At 62.6% G+C, this 22,887-nt stretch carries 16 protein-coding genes and 6 pseudogenes; 17 read left to right on the top strand and 5 right to left on the bottom strand.

What is annotated here, in order from left to right:
* The first annotated feature begins 12 nt into the window (after positions 1-12).
* The 5 genes and pseudogenes from QGN31_RS25880 to QGN31_RS25860 all read left to right on the top strand — a co-directional run.
* On the top strand, positions 13-432 hold the full coding sequence (locus QGN31_RS25880; protein WP_043954216.1) for a hypothetical protein: 420 nt from the start codon (positions 13-15) through the stop codon (positions 430-432).
* A complete protein-coding gene (locus tag QGN31_RS25875; RefSeq protein ID WP_043954217.1) occupies positions 429-1,586 on the top strand; it encodes an AAA family ATPase in 1,158 nt (385 codons plus the stop codon). The genes QGN31_RS25880 and QGN31_RS25875 overlap by 4 nt, the downstream gene beginning before the upstream one ends.
* An 18-nt stretch (positions 1,587-1,604) precedes the next feature.
* A pseudogene (locus QGN31_RS25870) lies at positions 1,605-1,991 on the top strand (TniQ family protein); the annotation flags it as partial.
* A gap of 150 nt (positions 1,992-2,141) precedes the next feature.
* Positions 2,142-3,929: a hypothetical protein gene (locus QGN31_RS25865; protein ID WP_233425347.1), complete on the top strand. Its 1,788-nt coding sequence runs from the start codon at positions 2,142-2,144 to the stop codon at positions 3,927-3,929.
* A 72-nt stretch (positions 3,930-4,001) separates the two neighbouring features.
* Positions 4,002-4,596: pseudogene (locus tag QGN31_RS25860) on the top strand (ATP-binding protein); the annotation flags it as partial.
* Positions 4,597-5,873: 1,277 nt separating this feature from the next.
* Here QGN31_RS25860 and QGN31_RS25855 read toward each other — a convergent pair.
* The 3 genes and pseudogenes from QGN31_RS25855 to QGN31_RS26405 all read right to left on the bottom strand — a co-directional run.
* Positions 5,874-7,415 carry a hypothetical protein gene (locus QGN31_RS25855; RefSeq protein ID WP_233425298.1) on the bottom strand — a complete coding sequence of 514 codons (1,542 nt, stop codon included), beginning with the start codon at positions 7,413-7,415 and terminating at the stop codon, positions 5,874-5,876.
* A complete protein-coding gene (locus QGN31_RS25850; RefSeq protein ID WP_233425299.1) occupies positions 7,412-7,588 on the bottom strand; it encodes a hypothetical protein in 177 nt (58 codons plus the stop codon). The genes QGN31_RS25855 and QGN31_RS25850 overlap by 4 nt, the downstream gene beginning before the upstream one ends.
* A gap of 82 nt (positions 7,589-7,670) precedes the next feature.
* Positions 7,671-8,027 (bottom strand): annotated as a pseudogene (locus QGN31_RS26405) (TniQ family protein); the annotation flags it as partial.
* A gap of 119 nt (positions 8,028-8,146) precedes the next feature.
* Here QGN31_RS26405 and QGN31_RS25845 point away from each other — a divergent pair.
* From QGN31_RS25845 to QGN31_RS25815, 7 genes are all read left to right on the top strand, one after another.
* Positions 8,147-8,449: a helix-turn-helix domain-containing protein gene (locus QGN31_RS25845; protein ID WP_043954221.1), complete on the top strand. Its 303-nt coding sequence runs from the start codon at positions 8,147-8,149 to the stop codon at positions 8,447-8,449.
* 1,040 nt (positions 8,450-9,489) lie between these two features.
* Positions 9,490-11,082 carry an IS21 family transposase gene (gene istA, locus QGN31_RS25840; protein ID WP_043955664.1) on the top strand — a complete coding sequence of 531 codons (1,593 nt, stop codon included), beginning with the start codon at positions 9,490-9,492 and terminating at the stop codon, positions 11,080-11,082.
* Entirely contained in the window at positions 11,079-11,882 is an 804-nt protein-coding gene (istB, locus tag QGN31_RS25835; RefSeq protein WP_014941578.1) for an IS21-like element helper ATPase IstB, read from the top strand. Before istA ends, istB begins: the two co-directional genes overlap by 4 nt.
* 39 nt (positions 11,883-11,921) lie before the next feature.
* Positions 11,922-12,500: a hypothetical protein gene (locus QGN31_RS25830; RefSeq protein WP_014941577.1), complete on the top strand. Its 579-nt coding sequence runs from the start codon at positions 11,922-11,924 to the stop codon at positions 12,498-12,500.
* 5 nt (positions 12,501-12,505) lie between these two features.
* A complete protein-coding gene (locus QGN31_RS25825; protein ID WP_014941576.1) occupies positions 12,506-12,844 on the top strand; it encodes a DUF3024 domain-containing protein in 339 nt (112 codons plus the stop codon).
* Positions 12,845-12,900: 56 nt separating this feature from the next.
* Positions 12,901-13,713 carry a hypothetical protein gene (locus tag QGN31_RS25820; RefSeq protein WP_326544667.1) on the top strand — a complete coding sequence of 271 codons (813 nt, stop codon included), beginning with the start codon at positions 12,901-12,903 and terminating at the stop codon, positions 13,711-13,713.
* Positions 13,714-13,865: 152 nt separating this feature from the next.
* Positions 13,866-15,254 carry an AAA family ATPase gene (locus QGN31_RS25815; protein ID WP_014940956.1) on the top strand — a complete coding sequence of 463 codons (1,389 nt, stop codon included), beginning with the start codon at positions 13,866-13,868 and terminating at the stop codon, positions 15,252-15,254.
* A gap of 358 nt (positions 15,255-15,612) precedes the next feature.
* On the opposite strand, the gene QGN31_RS25810 is transcribed toward QGN31_RS25815, so the two are convergent.
* A complete protein-coding gene (locus tag QGN31_RS25810) occupies positions 15,613-16,683 on the bottom strand; it encodes an ABC transporter ATP-binding protein (protein ID WP_014940957.1) in 1,071 nt (356 codons plus the stop codon).
* A gap of 522 nt (positions 16,684-17,205) precedes the next feature.
* On the opposite strand from QGN31_RS25810, the gene QGN31_RS25805 reads away from it, so the two are divergent.
* On the top strand, positions 17,206-17,901 hold the full coding sequence (locus QGN31_RS25805) for a histidine phosphatase family protein (protein ID WP_043954225.1): 696 nt from the start codon (positions 17,206-17,208) through the stop codon (positions 17,899-17,901).
* Positions 17,902-18,296: 395 nt separating this feature from the next.
* Here QGN31_RS25805 and QGN31_RS25800 read toward each other — a convergent pair whose 3' ends face one another.
* Positions 18,297-19,094, bottom strand: a complete 798-nt coding sequence (locus tag QGN31_RS25800; protein ID WP_043955543.1) for an SDR family NAD(P)-dependent oxidoreductase — start codon at positions 19,092-19,094, stop codon at positions 18,297-18,299.
* A 124-nt stretch (positions 19,095-19,218) separates the two neighbouring features.
* Between QGN31_RS25800 and fabG the strand changes: the two are divergent.
* The 4 genes and pseudogenes from fabG (at position 19,219) to QGN31_RS25780 (ending at position 22,829) form a co-directional block, all read left to right on the top strand.
* Positions 19,219-19,943 (top strand): annotated as a pseudogene (fabG, locus tag QGN31_RS25795) (3-oxoacyl-ACP reductase FabG).
* Positions 19,940-20,704: pseudogene (locus QGN31_RS25790) on the top strand (enoyl-CoA hydratase/isomerase family protein). The pseudogenes fabG and QGN31_RS25790 overlap by 4 nt, the downstream one beginning before the upstream one ends.
* A gap of 10 nt (positions 20,705-20,714) precedes the next feature.
* Positions 20,715-21,506: pseudogene (locus QGN31_RS25785) on the top strand (enoyl-CoA hydratase/isomerase family protein).
* Between the two features lie 870 nt (positions 21,507-22,376).
* Positions 22,377-22,829, top strand: a complete 453-nt coding sequence (locus QGN31_RS25780) for a MaoC family dehydratase (protein ID WP_014940968.1) — start codon at positions 22,377-22,379, stop codon at positions 22,827-22,829.
* Positions 22,830-22,887 lie beyond the last annotated feature (58 nt).

Genomic DNA, 22,887 nt, shown 5'->3' with positions numbered 1-22,887 from the left:
TGAGCGCCGTCAGTGTACTTCTTCGACCTAAAGAACACCCGCCAGTGGCACGCTCTGCGCTGGACCGAAGCAGACGTCTGCGATGGTCCCATGAACCAAGACGGGCTGGACTTCGCGCGCAAGGTTGCCAAAGCCAAGCACCGCTATTTTGACGACAAGTTGGCACTGGCCGAACTCTTAGCGCGACGCAAACTCAGCCAAGGCCACACCATGGCCGAACGCCGTGCGGCACTGCGCCTCTCACGACAACAATCCACCCTAGAGCTTGACGTCCAGATGAGCATCAGTGTTCCCGAACTCCCGGCGGGCACACGGGTTCACAACGCTCCCGAGCCTTGCGTGGATGACGCCGGCATGTTCGTCGACGAACTCGACGAAGACTTCACCGTCGATGACGGCCATTTCTACGACGAAATCCTGGAGGATGTATGACCACCTCTACCGCCCAGCGTCGGGCAAAGTCGTCCAACCTCGACAATATGACGCTGTCCCGCAAGGAGGGCTGGCGCGCTTATGTCGAGGCGCCGAAACGTAAAAGGCCGGAAACTTTGTCGAGGGCGCAGATCCGCCGTCTTAGTGAGGCCGCCGCCGACATCTATAGTCAGCAGCGCGCCGACTGGCACAACAACATCGGGCCGTTGAAAACCCCGCAGCTCGCCGCGCTGCACGAGGACCTGTGGGACATCATGGACGGTAGTACTCAGGACGGAAACCACGCCAAAGGCGCTGTTGCCCTGGACGGCTATCCGGGGTTGGGCAAGACCTGGGCGGTGGAAGCCTTCGCCAAAGACTTTCATTGCCGAGAGGTGCGGCGTCATGGTGACTTCACTCGTGCCGGCAACGAGCGATGGCCGGTATGCCGCATCGGCATGCGTGGCAACACCAGCATGAAAGACTTCAACGCCGCGTTGTGCGACTTCTATGCTCATCCGGATCGCAGTCGTCGCGGTACTACTGAAGAGTTCGGCAAGAGAGCTCTAGACCTCGTATTGAGTTGCGAGACAAGACTGCTCATTATCGATGATCTGCATTTTTTGCACTGGCAGCGAAGCGGGGGAGTGGAGATCAGCAACCACTTCAAATACATCGCCAATGAGTTCCCGATGACCCTGTTGTCGATCGGGATCGGTTTGGGAGATCGCGGCCTGTTGATGGAAGACCTCCACTGCAACATCGACGGCGCCGGCTACAAGGACATCGTCCTCGAACAGACCACTCGCCGCACCACCATGCTGGAAATGCTTCCGTACCACGTCGACACCGAACAGGGACGCCGCCAGTGGCGCGCCCTGTTGGCCACCATCGAGGAGCGCCTCGTGTTGGGTTCAAAACGGCCCGGCATGCTCGCTGTCGACCTTTCGGACTACCTGTTCATACGAAGCACCGGACACATCGGATCGCTGATGGAACTCATCCGACGCGGATGCGCCAAGGCGATTCGCACCGGCGCAGAAGCGTTGAGCCAGAAGTTGTTCGACACAATCAAGATCGACAGCGCCGCGGAAAAGGCCCGGCAGGAACTCGCGGTGGCATTTCGGACCCGCCGCCTAACCACCCGGCCCACGCGGCAAGCCCACGCGTCTTAGCGTCGACGACAGCGACCGATGAGGCCACGAACGCTGCCAATTAGAGTTGCGCCGTTGCCCGGTGAAGCCTTGGAGTCATGGCTGGGAGCGGTTGCGCAGCGGCTCGACACATGGTGGGGCGATCTTCTCACCGCGGTCGCGCCACCAACCAAACCCCTGTGTCTACATCGTCCCGACCTCACGGTGTACCTCAACCCAGATGAGGCCGCGGCGATCGCCGCCGCGACAGATACCTGGCAGGCAACGGTCGAAGCGCTCACGCTGAGTCGTTACGACGGGCATCTGCTTACCATCGACGGTGTCACTGGATGCCTATAGTCGCCATGGACGCCGAATCGATTCCCCAAGCGATCCCCCAAACGATCGCGATTTTGTCCCCTATGCCTACGCGCATCGGGCGGCCGGTGGCAACTGTCGTGGCGCCTTCCTTGGGTGTTCACCTGCGAAGAGCACTCATGCACTCTCGCTGACACCTGCCCACAATGTGGACAGTCCCAGTCCGTGAGGCCCCGGTGGCTGTCAATGCATGAAGTTCCGCAACTTGGTCAATGTGGCATGAATGCCAAGCATGGCGGCGAGCCACAGCGCTGCCACGGAAATTTATTGGAGGCCGTGACTACCACATTAAGGCCTCATCATCCGCTGGCGAGGACTCAGACTCGTTTATCCCAGGTCCTGGCAACCAAGTTGATTACCTTCGGCGTCTATGGCGAGGCGCCCACATCGAGCCTGCAAGTGCTCAGGGACCTACACATGCTAGCGGCGCGGATCCTATCCATGGCGCGCGCCGAGGACGTTCATGATCTTCTAGGCCCTCGCCAGCTCGATTCGATTACCGAATCGCTCGCGGAAGTCGATCCCAGCTCGCGCAGCTTTCCAACGTCCTTTGCGGCGCGTGCATCTGCGTCAACTACCGGACTCGGAATCGAACTGGCCCTCAACGTAGTCGGGTGTGCAACGATCGAAGATGCCAGCGCTCGACTTCGCCCGATCTTCAAAAGCGGTCAAGCATCCGGACGGATCGTAAAACCGTCAGCCCTACGGTTCGGAGGGGTGAGTCCGGTAATGCACGCCGTGCAGCTCAAAGCCCTCGCCAATTCTTTAGCCCCTAACGAACAATTGCGATACCGCACTGCGGCCGCATTCCCGTGCTACCCCCGCCAATTCACCGAGGCGGTGCTACGTGGCATCCCCACCTGCCTGTGGCGCGATTGGTCTTTTCGATTGACCGTCGGAAACCATCCTCCCAGACTTATGCGACCGCTGTTGTCGCTGCTGCTGCTCAGCACCGGGCGCCAGCTCTCAATGCCAACCGCGGCGCGCCGTCTGGGCTCGCGGCCAATGGACCCAACAAGCTGGCACATTCTAGCGAGTCTTCATGGCCATCCGCTGTGGACAAACGTTTCGGTCGCGTTGATCCGACTTGCTGATTACCTAAGTGAACATCCCAGTCCGATTGACTATCAGCGACGGCGGCAGCTCGACTACCGAGGGCTACTTCCTCCTGAGCGCTGGACCCAGATCTGCGACGAAAATGATCTCGGACGTCGTCCCCGCGCGCAGACTGGCGAACTCGCGCGATCGTGGTTATTCGAACGAATAAGTATGCAGCCAGTCAGCCGCTCACCGTTTGCTGCAGACATTCCTCGTGCTGCGCGCCTGCGATCCAAAGTCGTGGCAATGTTCACGTCCGAGGTGATTGAGGAACTGGACGACGCGGGCGCACGGTTTCTCGAGCAGCACAACGTGTTCGGCGAGCCGGTCACATGGTCACCGCCACAATCCATCATTGCAGATCTTGTACTTCCTGGACCAAATCCGGCGGCGATCTCGATCGCCGAATTGCATGAGGCAGTCACTGATACGTCCGCATCAATGACGGAGGTGGCATCTCGCTTTGGTGTGTCCATCGCGGTGCTACGCTATCTGCTGGAATCTTCACCACCGCCACGTCCGACGCGCACGTGGATTCGCGACCAAACGCAGTTCGAGTACGCGCAATCCCAGTTGCCTGAATCAGAGCTCATTCGCCTGCACGTGCAGGATCGGTTGCCGATCAAGGTGATAGCAACCCGCATCGGAGTCCAACCACAAGCCGTATCAGACTTGGCCCGGAAATATGAGATTCAGGTACGCAGTTCCCGTTTCAGGCTCCCCGATGAACGCGACTGGATCTATCGAGAGTACGTCGAAAAACAGCGGCCCATCACCGATATGGCTCAACAACTCGGGGTGGACATTTCCACTTTGTATCGAAGGGCCAAGATATACGGCATCGCCATGTGCCACGATCCCCACAGGAGGCGCGGGCCCAGAAATGTTGCGGCAGACGATAAGCCATGAAGTTAAGTTAGGGACCGCCCAACAAACGACCCGACATACCCACGACCTTGCGCGAAGCAGCCAGACGGCCCGGCTGATCGCGCTTGCACCAAACCATGGGCACATGAGAGTTCCTGGTGGCCTGCTTGCAGCGTGAGGTCTCCGGTCGCCATTCCCGCGACGGTGAGGGCCGCATACACTCAGCCCACATTACTTCCCGAAAGTCGTTGGAGGAGTGCAACTTCGCGTGCGCACGTCGCCTTAACGCGATCTGATCGCCGAGTTATGCACCCGGACTTCGCTGTCGCCAAAACAGCGTGGTCTTCCTCAGTCATCGGACACCAGCACAATGCACCTGGCTCCTGTGTCGCAATCCGCGCCCGCCAGGCCGGCCACGCGCGTCTGGTCGTCAGCGCGGTCGAATGGGTTGCTCGATTGGCCGTGGCCTACCACGCACCGCTCCAGCAAGACCTCGTCCAATTGTGCCGCTATCCATTGCTCGTCGTCGGTGAAGTCGGCTACATCCCGTTCGACCCCGAACTGGCCAACCCGTTGTTCTAGCTGGTCCCACTATGAGCGGGCTGGCCTGATTGTCATCTCCAACAAACCGTTTGGCCGCTGGGGTGAAGTGTTCGGCGACGACGGCGTAGCCGCCGCGATGATCGACCGACTCGTGCACCATGCCGAGTGTCATCGTCCTCAACTGTGACTCAAGGACGACGCGGCAGTATGGCTGGCGACCCTGTGCCGGCCAGATCAGGACTGCCGATCGACCGCGGCGCTCACGTTGCCTTATGCCGTCTCGGCACTAGTGGCGAAGGTATCCACTCCGTAATCCAGCACGTCACCTCGCCATGGCGTGCCAGCGCAGGTGAGGAGATCGATTGGCCTAGCACTAAGTGCACCGAGCGTTAAGCGTGGCCCAGCACCAGACTAATATCCTACTAGTAGGGCAGACCATTCGGTCCTCGCCGATTACCTGAGAGTGTTCCTACGCGTCCGAGCCAAACAACCCAGGGCGGCCCTTTCGCTGGACGTTTACCTGGACGCGGTCGGTCGCTGCAGCCGAAATATGCGCGGGGCCTACAGATCTCCCTCTAGCGTCAGCTTCCTTGACAGAGGTGAGGAACTGCGGATGATCAAGCAAGCGGTGGCTTTTTTGCGGGGCGCTGACGAGCTGGTCATGGCTCGGAAGGGTATTCGTAAACTTGGGTGCAGGTGGTGAGAGGCACGGGACAATGGCGCATGACTTGAATCAGGCCGACGGCGGCCGGCGGTCCGAGGAGGCCATCGGGGGCGCTCGCGGTGAGAAGAAGGGCGGGTACCCGGCAGGGCCGAAACCGGCGACCGGAGTACCGCCCGTCCCGCAAGGGCTTCGTAAGCCTCGCACGCCGTCGACTGCGCAGAATCCTAGATCGCAATCATGACCGCGAGGCGCCCGGTGGACCGATGGTGTGATGTCAATGTGACACCGTGATCTCGAGCAGCCGCGGGTCCTGCGGGGACGGGGAACCCTGGTCAGGCACGCGGCGCTGTTGATTGCCCGCGGGGCAGCGCTGGGTTGGCCCGGCGGACCCTCGTTCGAGTCGCTGGCGGCAGTCGATCATCGCAGGTCAACTGGAAAGGAGTTCGTCGGGTGGGTGGCAGCATAGAGGCTCTTCGCCACACCCGTGTCTTTCCAAAAATTACGTAGCCGATCGGTCGAGACACGCCACGAGGTTCGGTGTCATCGACTGGCTAAGTTGGATACGCCTGCTAGAAAAGGGCTTTGGCGGGCAGTTGTCCTTAAGAGTCAGCAAGACGCTCCCCATGGCATCGACGCCGCTGGGCGCTCACGTAGCAACTGCATTTCAGACACTTGAGGTAGGACACATGATGCACCGGCGGTCTTCTATCCGTTGTAGCTAATCGAGGTATGCCGAGGTGAGGGTGAGGGCCGCAGTAGTCGCGCTGATGCAAGTTCTCCTAGAAGGTGGACCGGACCGATTGAATCCGCCTTGCCCGCCGTGGTCGACGTGCGGGCCTTAACGGTATTTCATATTCATGCGCCAGTCGAGAGATCGTCTGGCGGGAAGTGCCAATTAACTGCGCGATATCGCGAAGGCTACGACGTTGGATGTGATAGAGGTCGATGAATTTGTCCTGCGTCAAGGTGGCGCGGGCTTGAGCCGACACGGTTCCGCGGGCGCGACGTTCGGCGCCGTTCAGGCACAGGGGCAGAGGCGAGGTTTCTAACGCATACCGAATCGTCGAAGGAGCGGTGTCCAGCCGATCGGCCGCTTGGTAAATGCCCAAGTGCTCCTCACGTATTAAGCGGCGTAGTTCACCGGTGTTGACCGTGGCCGGACCTTTGCCCGGCAGATCCAGATTCTCGATGATCGCTGTTGGCGGACACCAGGTGAGCGGTTCCCCGCTGAGTTGGTGGCGGTCGAGGAACCTGCGGGCCGCCGCATCGAGTTGACCGAGGAGCCCTGGGGTCAGATGGCGCGAGAAGCCAAGCAGTTTGCCCCTGAAGTCGATTGTATTGAGCGCATCCAGACACATGACCGCCGGTGAGCCGCTGAGTCGTTCATACAGCCAGCAGCGCGCGACGCGGAGCTTCACGCCGCGTCCCTGCGGTGTGCCTGTCGTCCGACAAATCTTTGTCCATTCGGCGTCAACTAGCAGGCCGCTGAAGTCTAGTGTTCGCCGGCGTGCATAGTTGATGGGCGTTGAATTCTCCTGCAGATAGTCAGCCAGGCCAGTGAGGGCGGCCTGCATTGCCGGCCAGTGCGGGTCGGCATGCAGTATTTGCAGAATCCGCGATGTCGCGGGGCCCGTCGTGGCCGAGCCCAGGCGGTTGGCTGCCTGTGCTAGGGACATCCGCGTCCCGACGATGCTGACCGCCGCCGCGAGAGCCGAACGCAATGGCGTGTCGCCACTGTGAGGGCACACGAAGTGTAGAGCCAGTCGCGGCCACAACAGCGCTGGAATAGCGTCCTCAACAGAGGGTGCGCGCGAACTATCCGGTCGTGTTGGTCGCTGGGTCGATAATCTGTGGCGTAGCTGGCCGGTGGGACCGAGAAATGGTGCCAGCGCGTGTAATTGGACGCCGATCAGGGTTTGGCTGACTCCATGTCCCCACCCGATGTTGGAGGCTGACACGCTAAGCCCGCGATTACGACAGTGCGCAACGAGATCGCGCAGTCGCTCTCCGGCATCAGCGATGGTGGAGGTGCCCAGTACGGTCAGGGCGGCGGTGGTGGTGGCTGCCGCGATGGGCGCCGACGCCCACACCGATCGCGGTTTATCCGGTTGTGGTGGCGTCGCAGAAGCGGACGCGATAGAGCCGCGGACCAGCGCGACCAAGTCGTCCGGCAGGTAATGACGCAAATCATCTGTGTCGGCGTAGACCAGCACTCGTCGACCCACGGCGCGCACATCGTTCAGGAATACCGCGGCCGGGACTGGTTCACGGGTGTAGATGCCGGATGACACATGGTCGGTCAGCGTGGCGTCGAGAATCACGCGTTGGGCGTGTAGTGCGGGGTGGCCGATCGGAAGTCGGACAACTGGCGCTTCCGAAAGCCGGGCAGCGCATCGGTCGAGGCTGCGGCCGCGGCCGGTGGGGGCTTTTCGCGCACACTGCCCCAGGGTCGGGATGAGGCCGGCAGGTAGATCTCGATGACGTTGCACGCCATGGCAGCTAGGGCAGGCGTCGACCAGAAGGCAGAGGTGTTGCGGGCAGGCGAACGCCCATTTGAGTCGCCACCACGACTGCCAGCGACCGGCCGTCTCAGCAAGGCAGTCGGGGCAGAAGCGCGAAACATACGAATGCAGCCAGCGCAGCGGTGGGCTCGCGGCTCGGCCGGCGGGGTCGTTCGGCGATCGTCCGCTAAACCGCTCGAGCGTCATAGCCTCGATCAAGGACGTTTCGACCCCGGTAGCCAGGCTTAGCGCCTCCCGCTGCCTCGGTGCAAGCACGACAAGCCAGCCCCGCCGAGCGATCCCATTGTCGGGCAGGTCATGTCCGCCGAGGCCCACCGCTGCGGTCATGTCGCCCCACGTCGTGTCGGCACGCGCCGCGAGTGCCTCCAGCCAGGAATCCAGTGCCTCTCCCGGCAGCGGCCTAAGGCGCACGGGAAGAGTCCGAATCGGACTAGCGCCTAGTACACGAGGCGGGGAGCATGCCGCCGACACCAAATGAATGTACTACTAGTAGGGCAGACATCGGTAGGGCTCCCCGATTACCTGAGAGCGTGCCCACACGCCCGAGTCAAAACAACCCAGAGCGGGTTGCCCAATGGGAACGTTGGCGAGAAATAGTCGGGCGCAACATTCGCGAGCTCCGCGTCCAACGCGGCATGACGCAGGAAGTCCTCGCACTGCACTCGGGTGTGACACGCAATGTGTTGATCGATGTCGAGTTCGGCCGCCGTGGACTGCTCTATGAGCGGCTCTTTGACCTCGCAGAGGCCCTCGATGTGCCTGTCACTGATCTGCTTACCGTGCCTAAATTGGCGCCAGAGCGCAAAAGGCGGTCCAGGCGTCCGATGAAGTGATGCTGGATTCCGGTTGACGAAGTTGCGTGCATATTCGCGACCCAAAACCCAATTCAGGTCAACACATGCGGGACGACACCACGCGTTGCCGGCGATGCCGCGGGCCCGCTGCTCGCTAGTGCCGGTCCCCCTGTCCAGGGCTCAGGGTGCACAGCCACGTAGACGAGCGGACCTGTAGCACTACTAGTGCTACACTGGGTTTGGTGGGTCTGGTCTGCCGGCTGACCTAAAGAGTCGGACAGAAGGTGAGGATCCGGCCGCGCTAGGGGCGGTTCACCGCCGATCAGACGCCCCGAATTGCCGCTTCCAGGCCCACCCAGCGCTATCGCGGACTGCTTGGTGCGCACGTGGCTAGCGCAAGCGTGACGGAGGTGGATGTGGCACACCACGGCTGGCAGCAATGGCTCGCCGCCGGAAATTTCACACCCCAGCAGCAAGGCTGCCTACCAAGTGCTATTGCCTCTAGCGCCGGGGAGGGCTGGCTCCCACTTGTTACGCCGTCGAAGTACTGCATCAATTCAATACTGGGACAACCCCTTCACCGAACACCGTGCAATTGTGTTGGAGGAAGCGGCGGTTGGGTGGACGTCCCACGAAACAGAGCAAGACAAAACACTTTTCGCCCTACGTCCAGGTTACATCGTTTCGGTTCAGCGCTCGGGAGGTGTGAGTCGGCGCCCGGCCAGGAGTCTATTTCTTTGTCCGCGGTTCGATGTCAACCAGCGCTTGGCCCGACATTAATGTGACGACACGGTGACCCCTTGGCGCGCGCCACAGCATGGATGTACAACCGGAGGTGAATGTAGTCGACTTCTCCCATATTCCCGGTTGGCTGTGACAGCCTGACTTGGCCCCGGGTGGACGGTTTGAAGTGGCTCCACCTGTGTGGTCGCGGGTGTGCTGTTTTGACGGTCTGATTTGGCTCCGTCTTCACGACACGCCGCGTTGGTTATGACGACGTGGATTGGCCCCACCTGACGGTGATCGCGTGCGTTCCGGATGGCCTGGATCGCGTGGTGATGAAGGTGAGGGTCTGGAGGGTGAGGTCGAAGGTGGAGCAGTTCGCGGCGATCCGCCGGGATCATCGGCTTGAGGGGTTGTCGATCCGGGCGCTGGCCGATAAGCATCGGGTGCACCGGCGCACGGTGCGTCAGGCGTTGGCCTCGGCGGTGCCGCCGGCACGCAAAGTTCCGGCGCGGGTGGCACCGCGGCTTGAGCCGTTCAAGGCCGCTATTGATGAGATGCTGCGCTCGGATCTGGACGCCCCGAAGAAGCAACGTCACACCGCCCGAAGGGTTTTGGCGCGTCTGGTCGATGAATACGATGCGACCGGGTTGTCGTATTCGACGGTGCGTGATCATGTCCGCAAGCGGCGCCCGCAGATCGCCGCGGAAGCGGGCCGGGCGTTGGAGGCGGGGTTCGTGCCGCAGACGTATCGGCCCGGCGCTGAAGCCGAGGTCGACTTCCATGATCTGTGGGTGGTGCTGGCCGGGGTGAAGACCAAGACCGCGCTGTTCACAATGCGGTTGTCGTTCTCGGGGCGGGCGGCCCATCGGGCGTTCGCGACCCAGGGCCAGGAGGCCTTCCTGGAAGGTCACGTGTACGGATTCGACCGGCTCGGCGGCGTACCGGTCGACAAGATCCGCTACGACAACCTCAACAGCGCGGTCAAGCAGGTGCTGTTTGGGCGTTCTCGTCAGGAGAACGAACGCTGGATCGCGTTTCGTTCGCACTACGGTTTCGAAGCCTGGTACTGCCAGCCCGGTCACGACGGCAGTCACGAGAAGGGCGGCGTGGAAGGCGAAGGCGGGCGGTTTCGCCGCACCCATTGCGTGCCGATGCCGAAGGTCGAGTCGATCGACGAGCTCAACGAGATGCTGGCTGCGGCTGATGATGCTGATGATCGGCGTCGGATCGCCAACCGCGCCAACACTGTTGGGCAGGACTGGCAGACCGAGAAGCTGGCGTTGCAGCCGATCCCCGGTGAACCGTTCGATACGGCGTTGACGTTGACCCCGCGGGTGGACCGCTACGCCCAGATCATGGTGCGCTGCAATCAGTACTCGGTGCCGGCCCGGTTCATCGGCCATCGGCTCCGGGTCAAACTGTCGGCCTCCCACGTCACCGTCTATGACCGCACCAGCGTGGTCGCACGGCATCCGCGGGCGGTCGGCAAGGGCACCAAGGTGCTGGAATTGGATCACTACCTGGAGATCCTGGCCCGCAAACCCGGCGCTCTGCCTGGGGCCACCGCCTTGCTGCAAGCCCGGGCGGCCAAGGTGTTCACCGCCGAGCACGACGCCTGGTGGGCGGCAGCGCGGCGGGCTCACGGCGATGCGGCCGGTACCCGGGCGCTGGTGGAGGTGTTGCTGCTGCATCGCCGTCTCGACCACGCCGATGTGCTCGCCGGGATCGCCGCCGCACTGTCGGTGGATGCCACCAATGCCGATGTGGTCGCGTTGGAAGCACGCAAAGCCGCCGAACGACGCCGTCGCGGCAGCGACACCGACCCCGCGGGCGGGCCCGCTCACGGTGGGCAGGTCCTGGTGCTAGCCGAGCGCCGTCTGCTCGATGCGCGTGCGCTGCCCTCGGTCGACCAGTACGACACCTTGCTGGGCCGGGAAACGTCATGAGTATTGCGCGACGCAATGTCACCGAGCAAGCCGCGGTCTCGGCCATCGAGCAGGGCTGCCGAATGTTGCGGCTGCCCACGATCCGTGACCGCTTCGCCGAGATCGCCGCGGCCGCCGAACGCGAGCAGCAGTCCTATCTGGGGTTCTTGTCGGAGTTGGTGATCGCCGAGTGTGACGACCGGGATCGGCGCCGCGCCGCACGCCGCGTGCACGACGCGGGATTTCCCCGACCAAAACGGCTCGAGGAGTTCAACTTTGAGGCCAACCCGGCGATCAACCCGGCTGTCATTGGAACCTTGCGCACCTGCGGCTGGGTCAAGGCCGGTGAACCGCTGTGCTTGATCGGGGACTCCGGGACCGGCAAGAGCCACCTGCTGATCGGCCTGGGGACCCTGGCCGCCGAATCCGGCTACCGGGTCCGCTACACCCTGGCCAGCAAGCTGGTCAACGAACTCGTCGAAGCCGCCGACGACGCCCAGCTGAGCAAACTGATCACCCGCTACGGGCGGGTCGATCTGCTGCTGATCGATGAGCTGGGCTATCTGCAATTGGATCGCCGCGGCGCCGAACTGTTGTTCCAGGTGCTCACCGAACGCGAAGAACGCTCTGCCGTGGCGATCGCCTCCAACGAACCGTTCTCGGCCTGGACCAAGACATTCACCGACCCGCGGTTGTGCGCGGCGATCGTCGACCGGTTGACCTTCGCCGGACAGATCATCGAAACCGGAACCACCTCCTACCGGCTGGCCCATGCCCGCAAAAGACGCACCAGCACAGCCACTGAGTCCACCCGCAGCTGACCCGCGCCTACACCCTGCGGCGGCTACAGTGACCAGGTCATGTTGGTCGCCGATCTGCACCACTTCCTCGACGTGGGACCCGACACCCCGGGCCCGGCCCGCAAGCTCGCCGAACACCTAAGCGCGATTGTCGCCGCAGCCTCGGCCGGCGACGCTCACACCCGATGGGAAACCGCCCTGCCGTGCCGGCGCCGGCCAGCCCACCGTGCCTGCCCCGGCCGCATCGTCGTGAGCTGGACCCAACCCGATCACCCCATCAACTGGTGCTGCAGCCACTGCGATGACGACGGCACCATCAGCAACTGGGCCACCTCGATCTACGACCTGCGTCGCCAGCAGTTGAGCGCGGCCGAACCCGTCCAGAATGTCCTCGTCGATGCCGACACCGCGGCAATCCTGCGGACCCTGCCGTTCCTCGACCATGACTGCCACAGAGCAGTTTTCGCCATCCACGCCCACGGCAACGAATTGCACCTCACGGTCACCGACACCGAACTCAACGAACTGATAGATTCCCTGGCCGCCGAAGCCAACCACGAACCCAACCGCCGCCGCCAACGACAACTCGACAACGCCTACGACCACCTCACCACCGCCGCCGGCCAACCCCGCTGGTAATCAGAATGGCACTGCCCGAACTTGACGTCGCACGCGTGCAACGCTGGTGCGCGGCAAGGGTTCCCGACGACGCGCGCCACGAAGTACGCCTGGAATGCGAGGTAGCGTCCAGGTATCTGACCATCACCGAGCATCGCCCGCCTTGGCGTGACGACTTCGGCCCGGACTGGATCAGCTTCCCGATCGCCCGACTGCGCTACACCGCTACCAACAAAACCTGGACCCTCTACTGGCGTGACCGCCACCAACGATTCCACCGCTACGACCTGCTCGACCCCTCAGCCCGCATCGCCGACCTGCTCACCGAAATCGACAAAGACCCCACCGGCATCTTCTGGGGCTAACCACCCGAACCCTGGGCCGGGGCCAAATCCGGCCGTCACACCGGGGCCAGTTCAAGTTGACATTGCCACCCGGTGCCGCCGAGTACCGGAAACAGATTGAACATGCCCGCGCCGAGGCGCGCCGGCGTTATCGCGAGCACCTGACCGCGGTGTTCGATCTGCACGGCTCAGCGCAACCCGGAGCGCTGGCCGAGCTGGCACTTAACGCGCTGACGGACTGGCGCTACATCGACAGCGGCAACCCATGCCGGTGTTCGTGCCACCCCCGCCTGCCCGAAAGTGATCTGCACGACTACGGATTCGACTGCGTATGTGCGCGCACACCCGAGCAGCGCAGGCGCGCGTTTCACGATTGGCTCGATGACATCAACGCGTTCTGGAGATCACCAGAAGGCCAGCAGATCAAAGCTGAACAGCAGGCCGCTGAAGCCGAATTGCAGGCATGGCTCGCTGCACAGCAGGGAGTCACCGTCGACGACCACGGCGGCCTGGTGCCCGAGCAATGGAGCGGCGACGTGGATGGCCACAGTTTCTACTTCCGTGAACGCCACGGCGAATGGCGCCTCGAGCTCGATCTGCGGCCAAGCGGTCGCTTTGTACGAACTCTGGCCGGGACTGACAGCCATGGTGTGACCCAATACCACGAGCGCGAGCTGGAGGTGGGCGACGTAATCGCCTCGGGCACCATCGATGTCGAGCGATACGGGACGACGCCAGTGCAGCGGGCAGAGTTCATCATCGACACCATCCGCATCCACCTCGCCCGGCAGTCCTGCACACTGCACCACGACCTGTCATCGGACCAAGCCTGGCTGGGCATCGAAATCAGATGGTGTCCTTCCTGCGGAACCCGCCTAGGCACCCGATGACCCCAGGCAGTCAGCACTCGCTGTCAGTGCCAGCCCACTACGCGTGAAGCGCCAGGGTTGCGACGTGGCAGCCGAAGTGTAAACCAGTTGACGACCTATGGGGCTAGTGAGAATCTGGTGCGCTGCCCTGTCAGCAAACCACCTCAAAAACGATGAAGCACAACGAGAACGAACCAATCAATGTGCCTGCCACGCTGCCCGGCGGCGCAGACGTCTCCCGCCGGCCCATCACCGACATCAACGGCTGGCTGGACGGCCTGGACGGCGATGTCCGATCGACACTGCGCGCGCTCGGCGAGCTGCTGGTCGGCGTCACCGACCGCGATACTGCCGAGGATGCCGACCGGTTCACCGCCCGCTGCCTCGGTGTGCCGGACTGCGGACATCTGCTCGACGAGGAACGCCCTTTACCTCCAGTATCCCGATTGACCACCGCCATGGCCCTGGCGCAATGCATCGACGAGCATGTGCACGCCTGCGAAATCGGCCCGGGCGAGTTGGCTCGCCCACCCACCTGGACGCAGACCGAGATCGGCGAGCACCGCTACCGCCACCCGCTGTGCCTGCGCGTGCACTTTCCCGCCGGAACGCTGCTCGATCACACCGGATGCGTCATCCACATCGAAACACGGGAGACCTTCATGCGCTCGGCTCAAGTGAGCGTGTACATGACCCCAGATAACCAGGCGCACGCCCGCGCGGTACTGGATCGGCTCGCCGAACGCGCCAACGCGCTCAACCCTTACCGGGGCCGCGCGGTGCGCGCCACTGACGACCATGGCTTGAGGTTGACCCTCATCGACTTGCCGTCGACCGCGACGCGCCAGAACATCATCGTCAACGACGAGGTCTGGACCGAAGTGGACCTCGGAGTGACCGCCATACGCGAGCGGCACCGGGTGCTCAACGCCCACGGCCTCGGCGCGCGGCGCGGGGTGCTGCTGTGCGGACCGCCCGGCACCGGCAAATCGGCAGTCAGTGCGGTCATAGCCAGGGAAGTGGTCGGCGACTTCACCGTCATCTACGTCGCAGCCAAGGCCGGCGCTGAACTGCTGAGTGCCGTTGTCGAGGAGGCGCAGCGCCTTGAGGGCCCAGTCCTGCTCGTCCTCGAAGACGTCGACCTGTGGTGCCGAGACCGCACCACCGGCGGCGGGGGACTGTCAGAGCTGTTGCAGGCCATGGACATCCAACCCGACGCCCGCATCCTGAAACTGGCCTCCACCAACGACGCCGCAACACTCGATCAGGCAGCCATCCGTACGGGGCGATTCGACTCCATCGTCGAAGTCGGCTACCCCAGCCGCGCCCACGCCGCCGAAATCCTGGAGGCACTCATCCGCGACCTGCCCGGCGGGCAAGCCGTTGATACCGCGACCGTGGTAGCCGAGCTACCCGAAAACACCAGCGGCAGTGACATTCGCGAAGTCGTCCGCCGTGCCGTACTAGCCGGCGCTGACGAAAACATCAGCACCGCGGCGTTGCTCCGCGAAGTCGGAACCGGCCGCTACCGTCCCACAATTCCTGGCGGGATGTACCTGTAGACAGGTGGGAAAACGACATCCAGAAATCACCACGGCGAAGCGGCCCAATTGGCGGGTGGCGCCTCCCGAGGTAGGCAGCCGCTCGCGGTCTCTCAGTGGCGCGACGTAATTGGTCGTTATCGGCACGACGCGGCTCGCCGAGTGTGGCACCTCGGCTGCATCGCCACGAAGGAAAGCGTAAAGCTCGCCATGAGCGTGTCCTAGCGACGAGTCTTTAGTGTTACGAGACCCGTTGCCATGGGCGCGGGGTTGCCGCTGCCCTGGCGGCGTAGTGCCCACGCCACGGCGATTCACGGCTTCTGCTCGACGCACCGAGGATCTGACGCGATGCGTGGTGCGTCCTGATCGCCACCCGATGTCAAGCCTGGGTTTGCACAACGATCGGTGCGGCCGCAGAGTCATCGCGACGGTGACTAGGACCGTCTTCGGCCCACTCGTTGGGGTAGTCGACGGTATTCTGCATCGAATCCAGAATGGCTTGCTGTGCTTGGTTGGGCAGGGTGTGCAGGATCTCGCGCACCCGCGCCTGGCGCCGGGCGACGGCCTTGCGCTCGGGCATCCCCGGCGAGGCGACGATCTGCGGTGGCACACCCTCGATCTCCTCGACGCCGCCGGCGTGCTGGCCGGCCTCGAGCGCGGCCTGCTCTTCGGCCATGGTCGACTCGTCCTTTTCCTCGGACATGCCGATCGGCCCGATCCGGCGGCCGTTGAGGAACTGCCGCACCACCGGCTCGTCGCTGGTCAGCAACACCTCACGCGGGCCGAACATGACCAGCTTGCGGCGGAACAACATGCCCATGTTGTCGGGCACCGTGCGGGCGATGTTGATGTTGTGCGTCACGATCAACACCGTGGCGTCGATCTGCGCGTTAATGTCCAGGATCAACTGGCTCAGATACGCGGTACGGACGGGGTCCAGACCGGAGTCCGGCTCATCGCATAAGATGATCTGCGGATCCATCACCAAGGCACGGGCCAGGCTGGCGCGCTTGCGCATACCACCGGAGATCTCGCCGGGGAACTTCTTCTCGTCGCCACCAAGACCGACCAGGGTCAGCTTCTCCATGACGATGTCACGGATCTCGCCTTCCTTCTTCTTGGTGTGCTCGCGCAGCGGGAACGCCGCGTTGTCGAACAGGTTCATCGAACCGAACAGGGCACCGTCCTGGAACATCACCCCGAACAGCGTCCGGATCTCGTAGAGCTCCTTGGCCGTACATTGCAGGATGTCGGTGCCGTCGATGACCACCGAACCGCGCTCGGGCCGCAACAAACCGATCAAGGACTTCAGGAAAACCGATTTGCCCGTCCCCGAGGGCCCCAGCAGCACGCTGACCTCCCCGGCGGGGATTTCCAACGTCACGTCTTCCCAAATCCTCGAGGAACCGAAGGACTTCGTCAGCCCATTCACCTCGATAGCGACGCCCATGGGAAATCCTTCCGTCGATATGGGAGTGGTGAATTTGCTGTTGTCGGCCGAGTCGGCAGTGTCGCGCGCTGCTTGCGTCGCACGCGAGAGTTACGCCGCGAGATCCCCGACTGCGTGCCTTGGTCCTCTGGCAGCCCGAAGGCCATGATCTGACAGTCAGCCAGCGTTACGCAGGCTCCGTGATCGGAGCTCGGTTTCATCAAACCTCCGTTCGTGTGGCGGGCCGCCCACCCCCGGGCTGGCGCCTGAACCATCACAGCACGCTTTCCGCTCCATTTTCTAGGGCGTCGTAGAATCTTTTTCAAGCGATTTCACACAACGACGCCGCCTCGAACCTGACTGCGCACTGACCATGGTGACCTTACGGCCGCGCCAAAACATGGTTCAGCGGCCAAGATTGATGCGGCGTAGCTGCTCAAGGAGCTCTAGACTTCTCCCGTGAACCTGCGTACCGTCTCTGCGCGCACGTTGTCCACCACGAAGCCTCGCCATGCTCTGGTTGCTCGAACTATCGAAATCCGTATGACCGTGGGGAGATTCCTTACTGGCGTCATGGTTGCGGCGGCATCGATCGTGGGCTGCGGATCCGCGCAGGCGGCCGTCCCACGCACCATCACGTTGACACTGGTGCGGCATGCGCAATCGGCTGGCAACGCTTCAGGCTTGATCGACACTTCGGTACCAGGCCCGGATCTCACACCCGAGGGATGGTGTCAGGCGACACTGGCCGCTGGGCGATTGAGCCCCAATCATTACGACGGCATCTACGCCTCGACCATGATCCGGACCCAGGAAACGGCCACACCGCTAGGGCAGGCGCTCGGCGAACCCGTCACCGTGTTGCCCGGTCTCCGGGAGATCGAGGCAGGTGAGTTCGAAGGCCAGCCCGAAGCCAACGCCCAGACCTACTTGGCTGCCCCGCGCCGATGGTTGCGAGGAGACTACAGTGCGCGGATCCCGGGCTCGCTGGACGGCAACGAATTCGCTGCACGGTTCGACGACGCGGTACGACACATCTACGAGAGTGGCGAGCAGAACCCGATCGCGTTCTCGCATGGCGCGGCGATCATGCTCTGGGTGCTGATGAACGTGCATAACGCCGATACGTCGCTATTGACCGAGAACCAGCTGACGAATACGGGGCATGTGGTTGTCACCGGAAATCCGTCCGAAGGCTGGACATTGACCGAATGGAACGCCGATCCCCCGCCGTGCTGACCTCACGGTGGCGATCCATATGCCGTTGTCGTCGCTATCCTCGATGAGGCGCGTGTTTTGAGGCAGATTGCGCTCGCTCACCGACCGTGGACGCGCACGAGTAGAGGGCGTTCGGGAGCAGGCGCGGATATACTTCGACTTCCGTTGCACTATCTGGCTACTGCCTGATGCCGGTGGAGGAATGCCCGGTTTGGTCGGAGCCTGACGCGATCGGGAAACCAAGTCCTCACCCGCGTACTCACGTTGCAGTCCACCCCGGCGGCGTCTCATTTCGACGATCGCCGCAAGGTGCCTCATTTTTCCTTGCCCTCGAAAACTGTTGGCTTGCACCGATGCTCAACCATACGGGAGCGCAGTGTCTAACGGAGACTAGCGGCGGCCAGTGCGAACCGTCCTCATGGCATGGTGTATCCACCGCTGACTGAGATCATTTGGCCGGTAAGCTGCCGGGCCGCACGCGGCGAAGAAAACCACAACACGGCGCGAGCCACGTCCTCGGCTGTAGTCAAACGACGCAGCGGGGTGTCTTTCAACATGAAGTCGATCTGCTTCTGATTGAACACGTTGTCCTGTCCCACCGCCCACAGACTGGCCTCGCCCACAGCATCGGGCCCCTCGGGAATAACCAAACCTGGACAAATGATGTTGGAGCGGATTCCGTGTCGGCCGTGCTCCCGCGCGGTAGTGCGAGCCAACGCCACCATGCCCGCCTTCGACGCACCATAAATGCTCTGCCGAATCTGACCGAACGCTGCGTCGCTGGCGACGAAAACAATAGCCCCGCCGCCGGCGTCCTTCATCGGTCCGATCGCCGCCTGCGTTGCCGCGAGCGCACTGAACAGATTGACCTCGATAACGCGCTCCCACTTGCTCCGATCCGTGTCGGTGGCGATGAATCCCGGTACTGTCCAGCCCGCATTGTTGACCAGAACATCAATTCCGTCCCAGGCATCGACGGCGCGCCCCACTGCAGTGTCGGCACCATCAGGACGGGTCAGATCGGCGATCACCACTTCAACAGCTGACGCACCCCGCTCTAGCGCCTCCGCGCGTACCTTTTCCGCCTGCGGCTGATCGATATCGTTCAGTACGACGCGAGCACCTTCGGACGCGAACTCGTGGACGATCGCCCGCCCGATATTCGACGCCCCGCCAGTCACCAACACCCGGGCATCGGCCAAACCTAAGTCCACAATCATTCCTTTCCGGCCCAGCGTGGTTGAGAGCACTCCACCCACTGGTTTAACCTAGATTAGAAATCCCGATCAGATTTGTCCATGACTCGACTACATCCACATAGAATGGAGCCACTCGACGATGACGAGGCCGCTGCTGGCAGACAAGGTCGCCGTGGTGTGAGATCGCACGCACACTGCATTGCCACGGGGCGCAGGTGATATTGGCCGATCTTGATGGCAGCGCCGCGCGCGATGCTGGCAGCGAGATCTACGGGCTGGGCATGGACGGGGCCAGCAGTGCCTGCGACGTGACTTCCGAAGACCAGATGCGCAACCTTGTCACCACCACGGTGCGCGATTACGGGCGACTGGACATCTTCGTCAACAACGCCGGCATCACACGCGACGCGTCTCTGAAAAAAAATGACGGTGGCCGACTTCGATGCAGTCATTACCGTGCATCTGCGTGGCACGTGGCTGGGAGTCCGTGAAGCCGCCGCGGTGATGCGCGAGCAGAAAGCGGGCAGCATCGTCAATATTTCGTCTCTGTCGGACAAGGCCGGCAATCCGGGACAGACCAACTACAGTGCGGCCAAGGCCGGCATCGTGGGTTTGACCAAGGCTGCAGCTAAAGAGGTGTCCCATCACAACGTCCGTGTAAATGCCATTCAGCCCGGCCTGATACGGACCCCGATGACCGCGGCGATGCCGCCGGAGGTATTCGCCGAACGTGAGGCCGCGGTGCCGATGAAGCGCGCCAGCGAGCCCGCCGAGGTTGCCGGTGCGATGGTGTTTTTAGCCTCCGACCTTTCCAGCTACATCACCGGCACTGTCGTGGAGGTCGGCGGCGGGAGGTACATGTGAGCGAAGTTGAGTGCAGTATCGACGGTGCCGTTGGACGGATCACGTTGGACCGTCCGGACCGGATGAACGCGATCAGCGTCACGCTGGCCGATCAGCTCGCAGCCGCACTCCGCCACGTCGGCGAGCAGCAGGGTGTCCATGCCATTTTCGCGGCGCGGGTGGAAACTTCTGCACTGGCGGCGATTTCGAAGAAGTCGAACGTCTACGGTCTCAGGGGCCCGAGGCATTGCGCGGCCTGTTCACCACCTTTCACAGCGCTTGCGCGAAGATCGCGTCGATGTACCTGTAGTCGCCGCGGTCGAGGGAGTGGCGATGACCGGGGGATTCGAGCTCATGCAGGCCGCCGACATCGTGCTGGTACGCGAGGATGCGCGCATCGCCGATAATCACATCAACTTCGGGATGATCCCCGGGGGCGGCAGCACCGCCCGGCTGCCGCGAATTGTCGGTCGCCAAGCAGCATTGGCGCTGCCGCTCTCCGGCGACCGTCTCTCCGGCACCGATGCTATCGAGCGGGGTCGGGCATACCGATCGTTTACTCTCCCTCCGACTTCGACGACGGCGTCGAAACGTTTATTGCCCGGCTAGGGGGACGCGACGGCGGCGCACTGACGCAGATCAAATGACTCGTCACCAACAGTCTTGATAAGCCGATCGTTCAAGCCCTCCACAATGAAACCGACGGTGTCGTCGATCGGATCTGCGGTCAAGTCGGCCGCGACGGAGTGTCGGCATTCAAGAAGCGAGAGGTGGGCACATGACTAAACACCCTTGACGCGCCCGTGCTGCACGACGTCGACCCCTGACGGCATCGCACGGATCCGACTCAATCGCCCGCAGGCGTCGAATGGATTCAACGTTGAAACACTCAAGGCGCTTCACGACGCTGTGCTGACTTGCCACGCCAACCCCGCCGTCAAAGTCGTGTTGCTGTCGGGAGAGGGCTGTAACTTCTGCGCGGGTGGCGACATGCACACGTTCGAATCCAAAGGTGCGGCCTCGGCCGAACTATTTGCGTGAGGCCAGGGCATGGCCGCAACTGGCCACCGCGGCCATCATTCAGCTGAAGGCTCCTGTGGTGACCGCGGTGCAAGGCTTTGCCGCCGGTGGCGGAGGGCTGGGACTCGTGTGCGCATCGGACATCGTCATCGCCGCGCGCTCAGCCAAAGTTCTTCTCAGTGCGGTTCTGGTGGGTATGGCGCCCGACGGTGGCTCGGTCGGTGATCCTGACGCAATTGGTCGGCCTGCGCCAGGCGCTGCGGATCTTTGACCAACCCGACCTTAAGCGCGGAGGAGGCGGCCGCGATCGGGCTTATCACCGAGGTCGTCGACGATGACACCCTGACCGGTCACGCCGCAGAGACAGCGAGAACGCTCACCGTGATGCCCATGTTGGCGTTGTCGGCGACGAAGCGGCTGGTGTGGGCAGGCGTCGGCGCGCCGGTGGAGGGCCGCCTTGCAGAAGAGGCCCGCATCGTGTCCGAATTGTCTGGGACCGCCGATGCCGTCGAGGGACTGCGCGCGGTCATCGAGCGCCGACCTGCCAGGTTCACTGGCCGATGACGAACATCCTGACCGCGACGACGGTACCACCAACCCAGTCTGACAACTGACCATCTGTCGAAACATGCTGGCGCGGTTCAACGTTCCGAAACGGGTGGCGTTTTACACCGCCGAGGACCTGGGGACCACCCCCACAGGCAAGGTGCAGAAGTTCCGACTCATCGAGCAGCTTCGCACGCGTTGGTGTCTCCGGTCCGCTGACCTCAGCGCAGAGAATCCGAGCTCATCAAGCACCACGGCAGATATTCGTTCGGCGACAGTAGCTTCCAAATTTTTGAATAGCGGACACCCACGCTTATCCGTCTCGGGCTGCGTTCGTGGTGCGTCCGAGGGATCTTCAATGCCACCGGATATGCCCTGTTGTCCCATCTCGGTCGACCAGGGCGACCATGCGACCATGCCGTGCACCTGGCCGATCCGATTATGTCGATCGTTGTCCGTCAGGCGAACGGCGGTGGCGCCTTGACGTCGGGGCCCAATGACCGTCTCAGGACGTCAAGGAAACCGTGCGCCGGTGGCTAAACGTCGGGCGCCACCTCCTGTGTCCCGGCCGCGCTCGCGGGTCTACAAATTTAATGTATACTAGAAAACGTTGTCGACCTGGCCGGCACCGATAGGCTGACGACGCCGACAAATGCATCTTTAAGCGGGATTTCGCACGGTCAGCGATCGCACTGGGGAGGGTATACGGTGTTCGTGGCGCCACAGTGCGGTGCATGTCGCTTCATCAACGCGGAGCGACCCGCGCCAGGAAGGCATGCGAGATGCAACCACTTTGGCGCACCGATGCACAGCAATCCCCGAGTGCCATGAACCGCTTCTGGATAGTCAGCGCGGCGGGCGCCAGATAGAGCCAAGGAGGGCATTGGCATGGAAATATTTTCTGATCTGGCACAGTTCGAGGCGGTCGTCGGACGCGAACTCGGACCCACCGACTGGATGCAAATCGGACAAGAACGGATCAACCTGTTCGCGGACGCAACCGACGACCACCAGTGGATACACGTCGATCCCGACCGCGCTGCCGCGGGACCATTCGGTGGCGCAATCGCACATGGGCTGCTCACACTGTCCTTGCTGCCCCGGTTCATGCATCAGATGTACCGCCTCGATGCTGTAAAAATGACAATCAACCACGGACTCAACAAAGTTCGCTTTATCACTCCCGTCCCTGTCGACGCCAGACTACGTGCGCGCTGCCGCATCGAACAGGTGGACCGTGTCGACGTCGCTGTCCAGGCGAGATTGACCACCACCATCGAGATTGACGGCGCATCCAAACCAGCCACCGTCATCGAATCGATCGTGCGCTATGTCGGATGAGCTGTCTCGGCACGCGAAGTCGTGGCAGTGCTGGACCTCTACCAAGCGCTTGCAAGCG

The sequence above is a fragment of the Mycobacterium sp. 2-64 genome (genome assembly GCF_035918375.1).
Lineage (GTDB): Bacteria > Actinomycetota > Actinomycetes > Mycobacteriales > Mycobacteriaceae > Mycobacterium > Mycobacterium intracellulare.
Note: the sequence above shows the minus strand (reverse complement) of the source record. Positions and strands in the feature narration are given on the sequence as shown.

What these genes read in the sequence shown, in the direction of transcription:
- QGN31_RS25875 (WP_043954217.1), top strand. Translation starts at nt 429, where the DNA reads ATGACCACCTCTACCGCCCAGCGTCGGGCAAAGTCGTCCAACCTCGAC.
- QGN31_RS25865 (WP_233425347.1), top strand. Translation starts at nt 2,142, where the DNA reads ATGAATGCCAAGCATGGCGGCGAGCCACAGCGCTGCCACGGAAATTTA.
- QGN31_RS25850 (WP_233425299.1), bottom strand. Translation starts at nt 7,588, where the DNA reads ATGGCGTGCAACGTCATCGAGATCTACCTGCCGGCCTCATCCCGACCC.
- istB (WP_014941578.1), top strand. Translation starts at nt 11,079, where the DNA reads ATGAGTATTGCGCGACGCAATGTCACCGAGCAAGCCGCGGTCTCGGCC.
- QGN31_RS25830 (WP_014941577.1), top strand. Translation starts at nt 11,922, where the DNA reads ATGTTGGTCGCCGATCTGCACCACTTCCTCGACGTGGGACCCGACACC.
- QGN31_RS25825 (WP_014941576.1), top strand. Translation starts at nt 12,506, where the DNA reads ATGGCACTGCCCGAACTTGACGTCGCACGCGTGCAACGCTGGTGCGCG.
- QGN31_RS25815 (WP_014940956.1), top strand. Translation starts at nt 13,866, where the DNA reads ATGAAGCACAACGAGAACGAACCAATCAATGTGCCTGCCACGCTGCCC.
- QGN31_RS25810 (WP_014940957.1), bottom strand. Translation starts at nt 16,683, where the DNA reads ATGGGCGTCGCTATCGAGGTGAATGGGCTGACGAAGTCCTTCGGTTCC.
- QGN31_RS25805 (WP_043954225.1), top strand. Translation starts at nt 17,206, where the DNA reads ATGACCGTGGGGAGATTCCTTACTGGCGTCATGGTTGCGGCGGCATCG.
- QGN31_RS25780 (WP_014940968.1), top strand. Translation starts at nt 22,377, where the DNA reads ATGGAAATATTTTCTGATCTGGCACAGTTCGAGGCGGTCGTCGGACGC.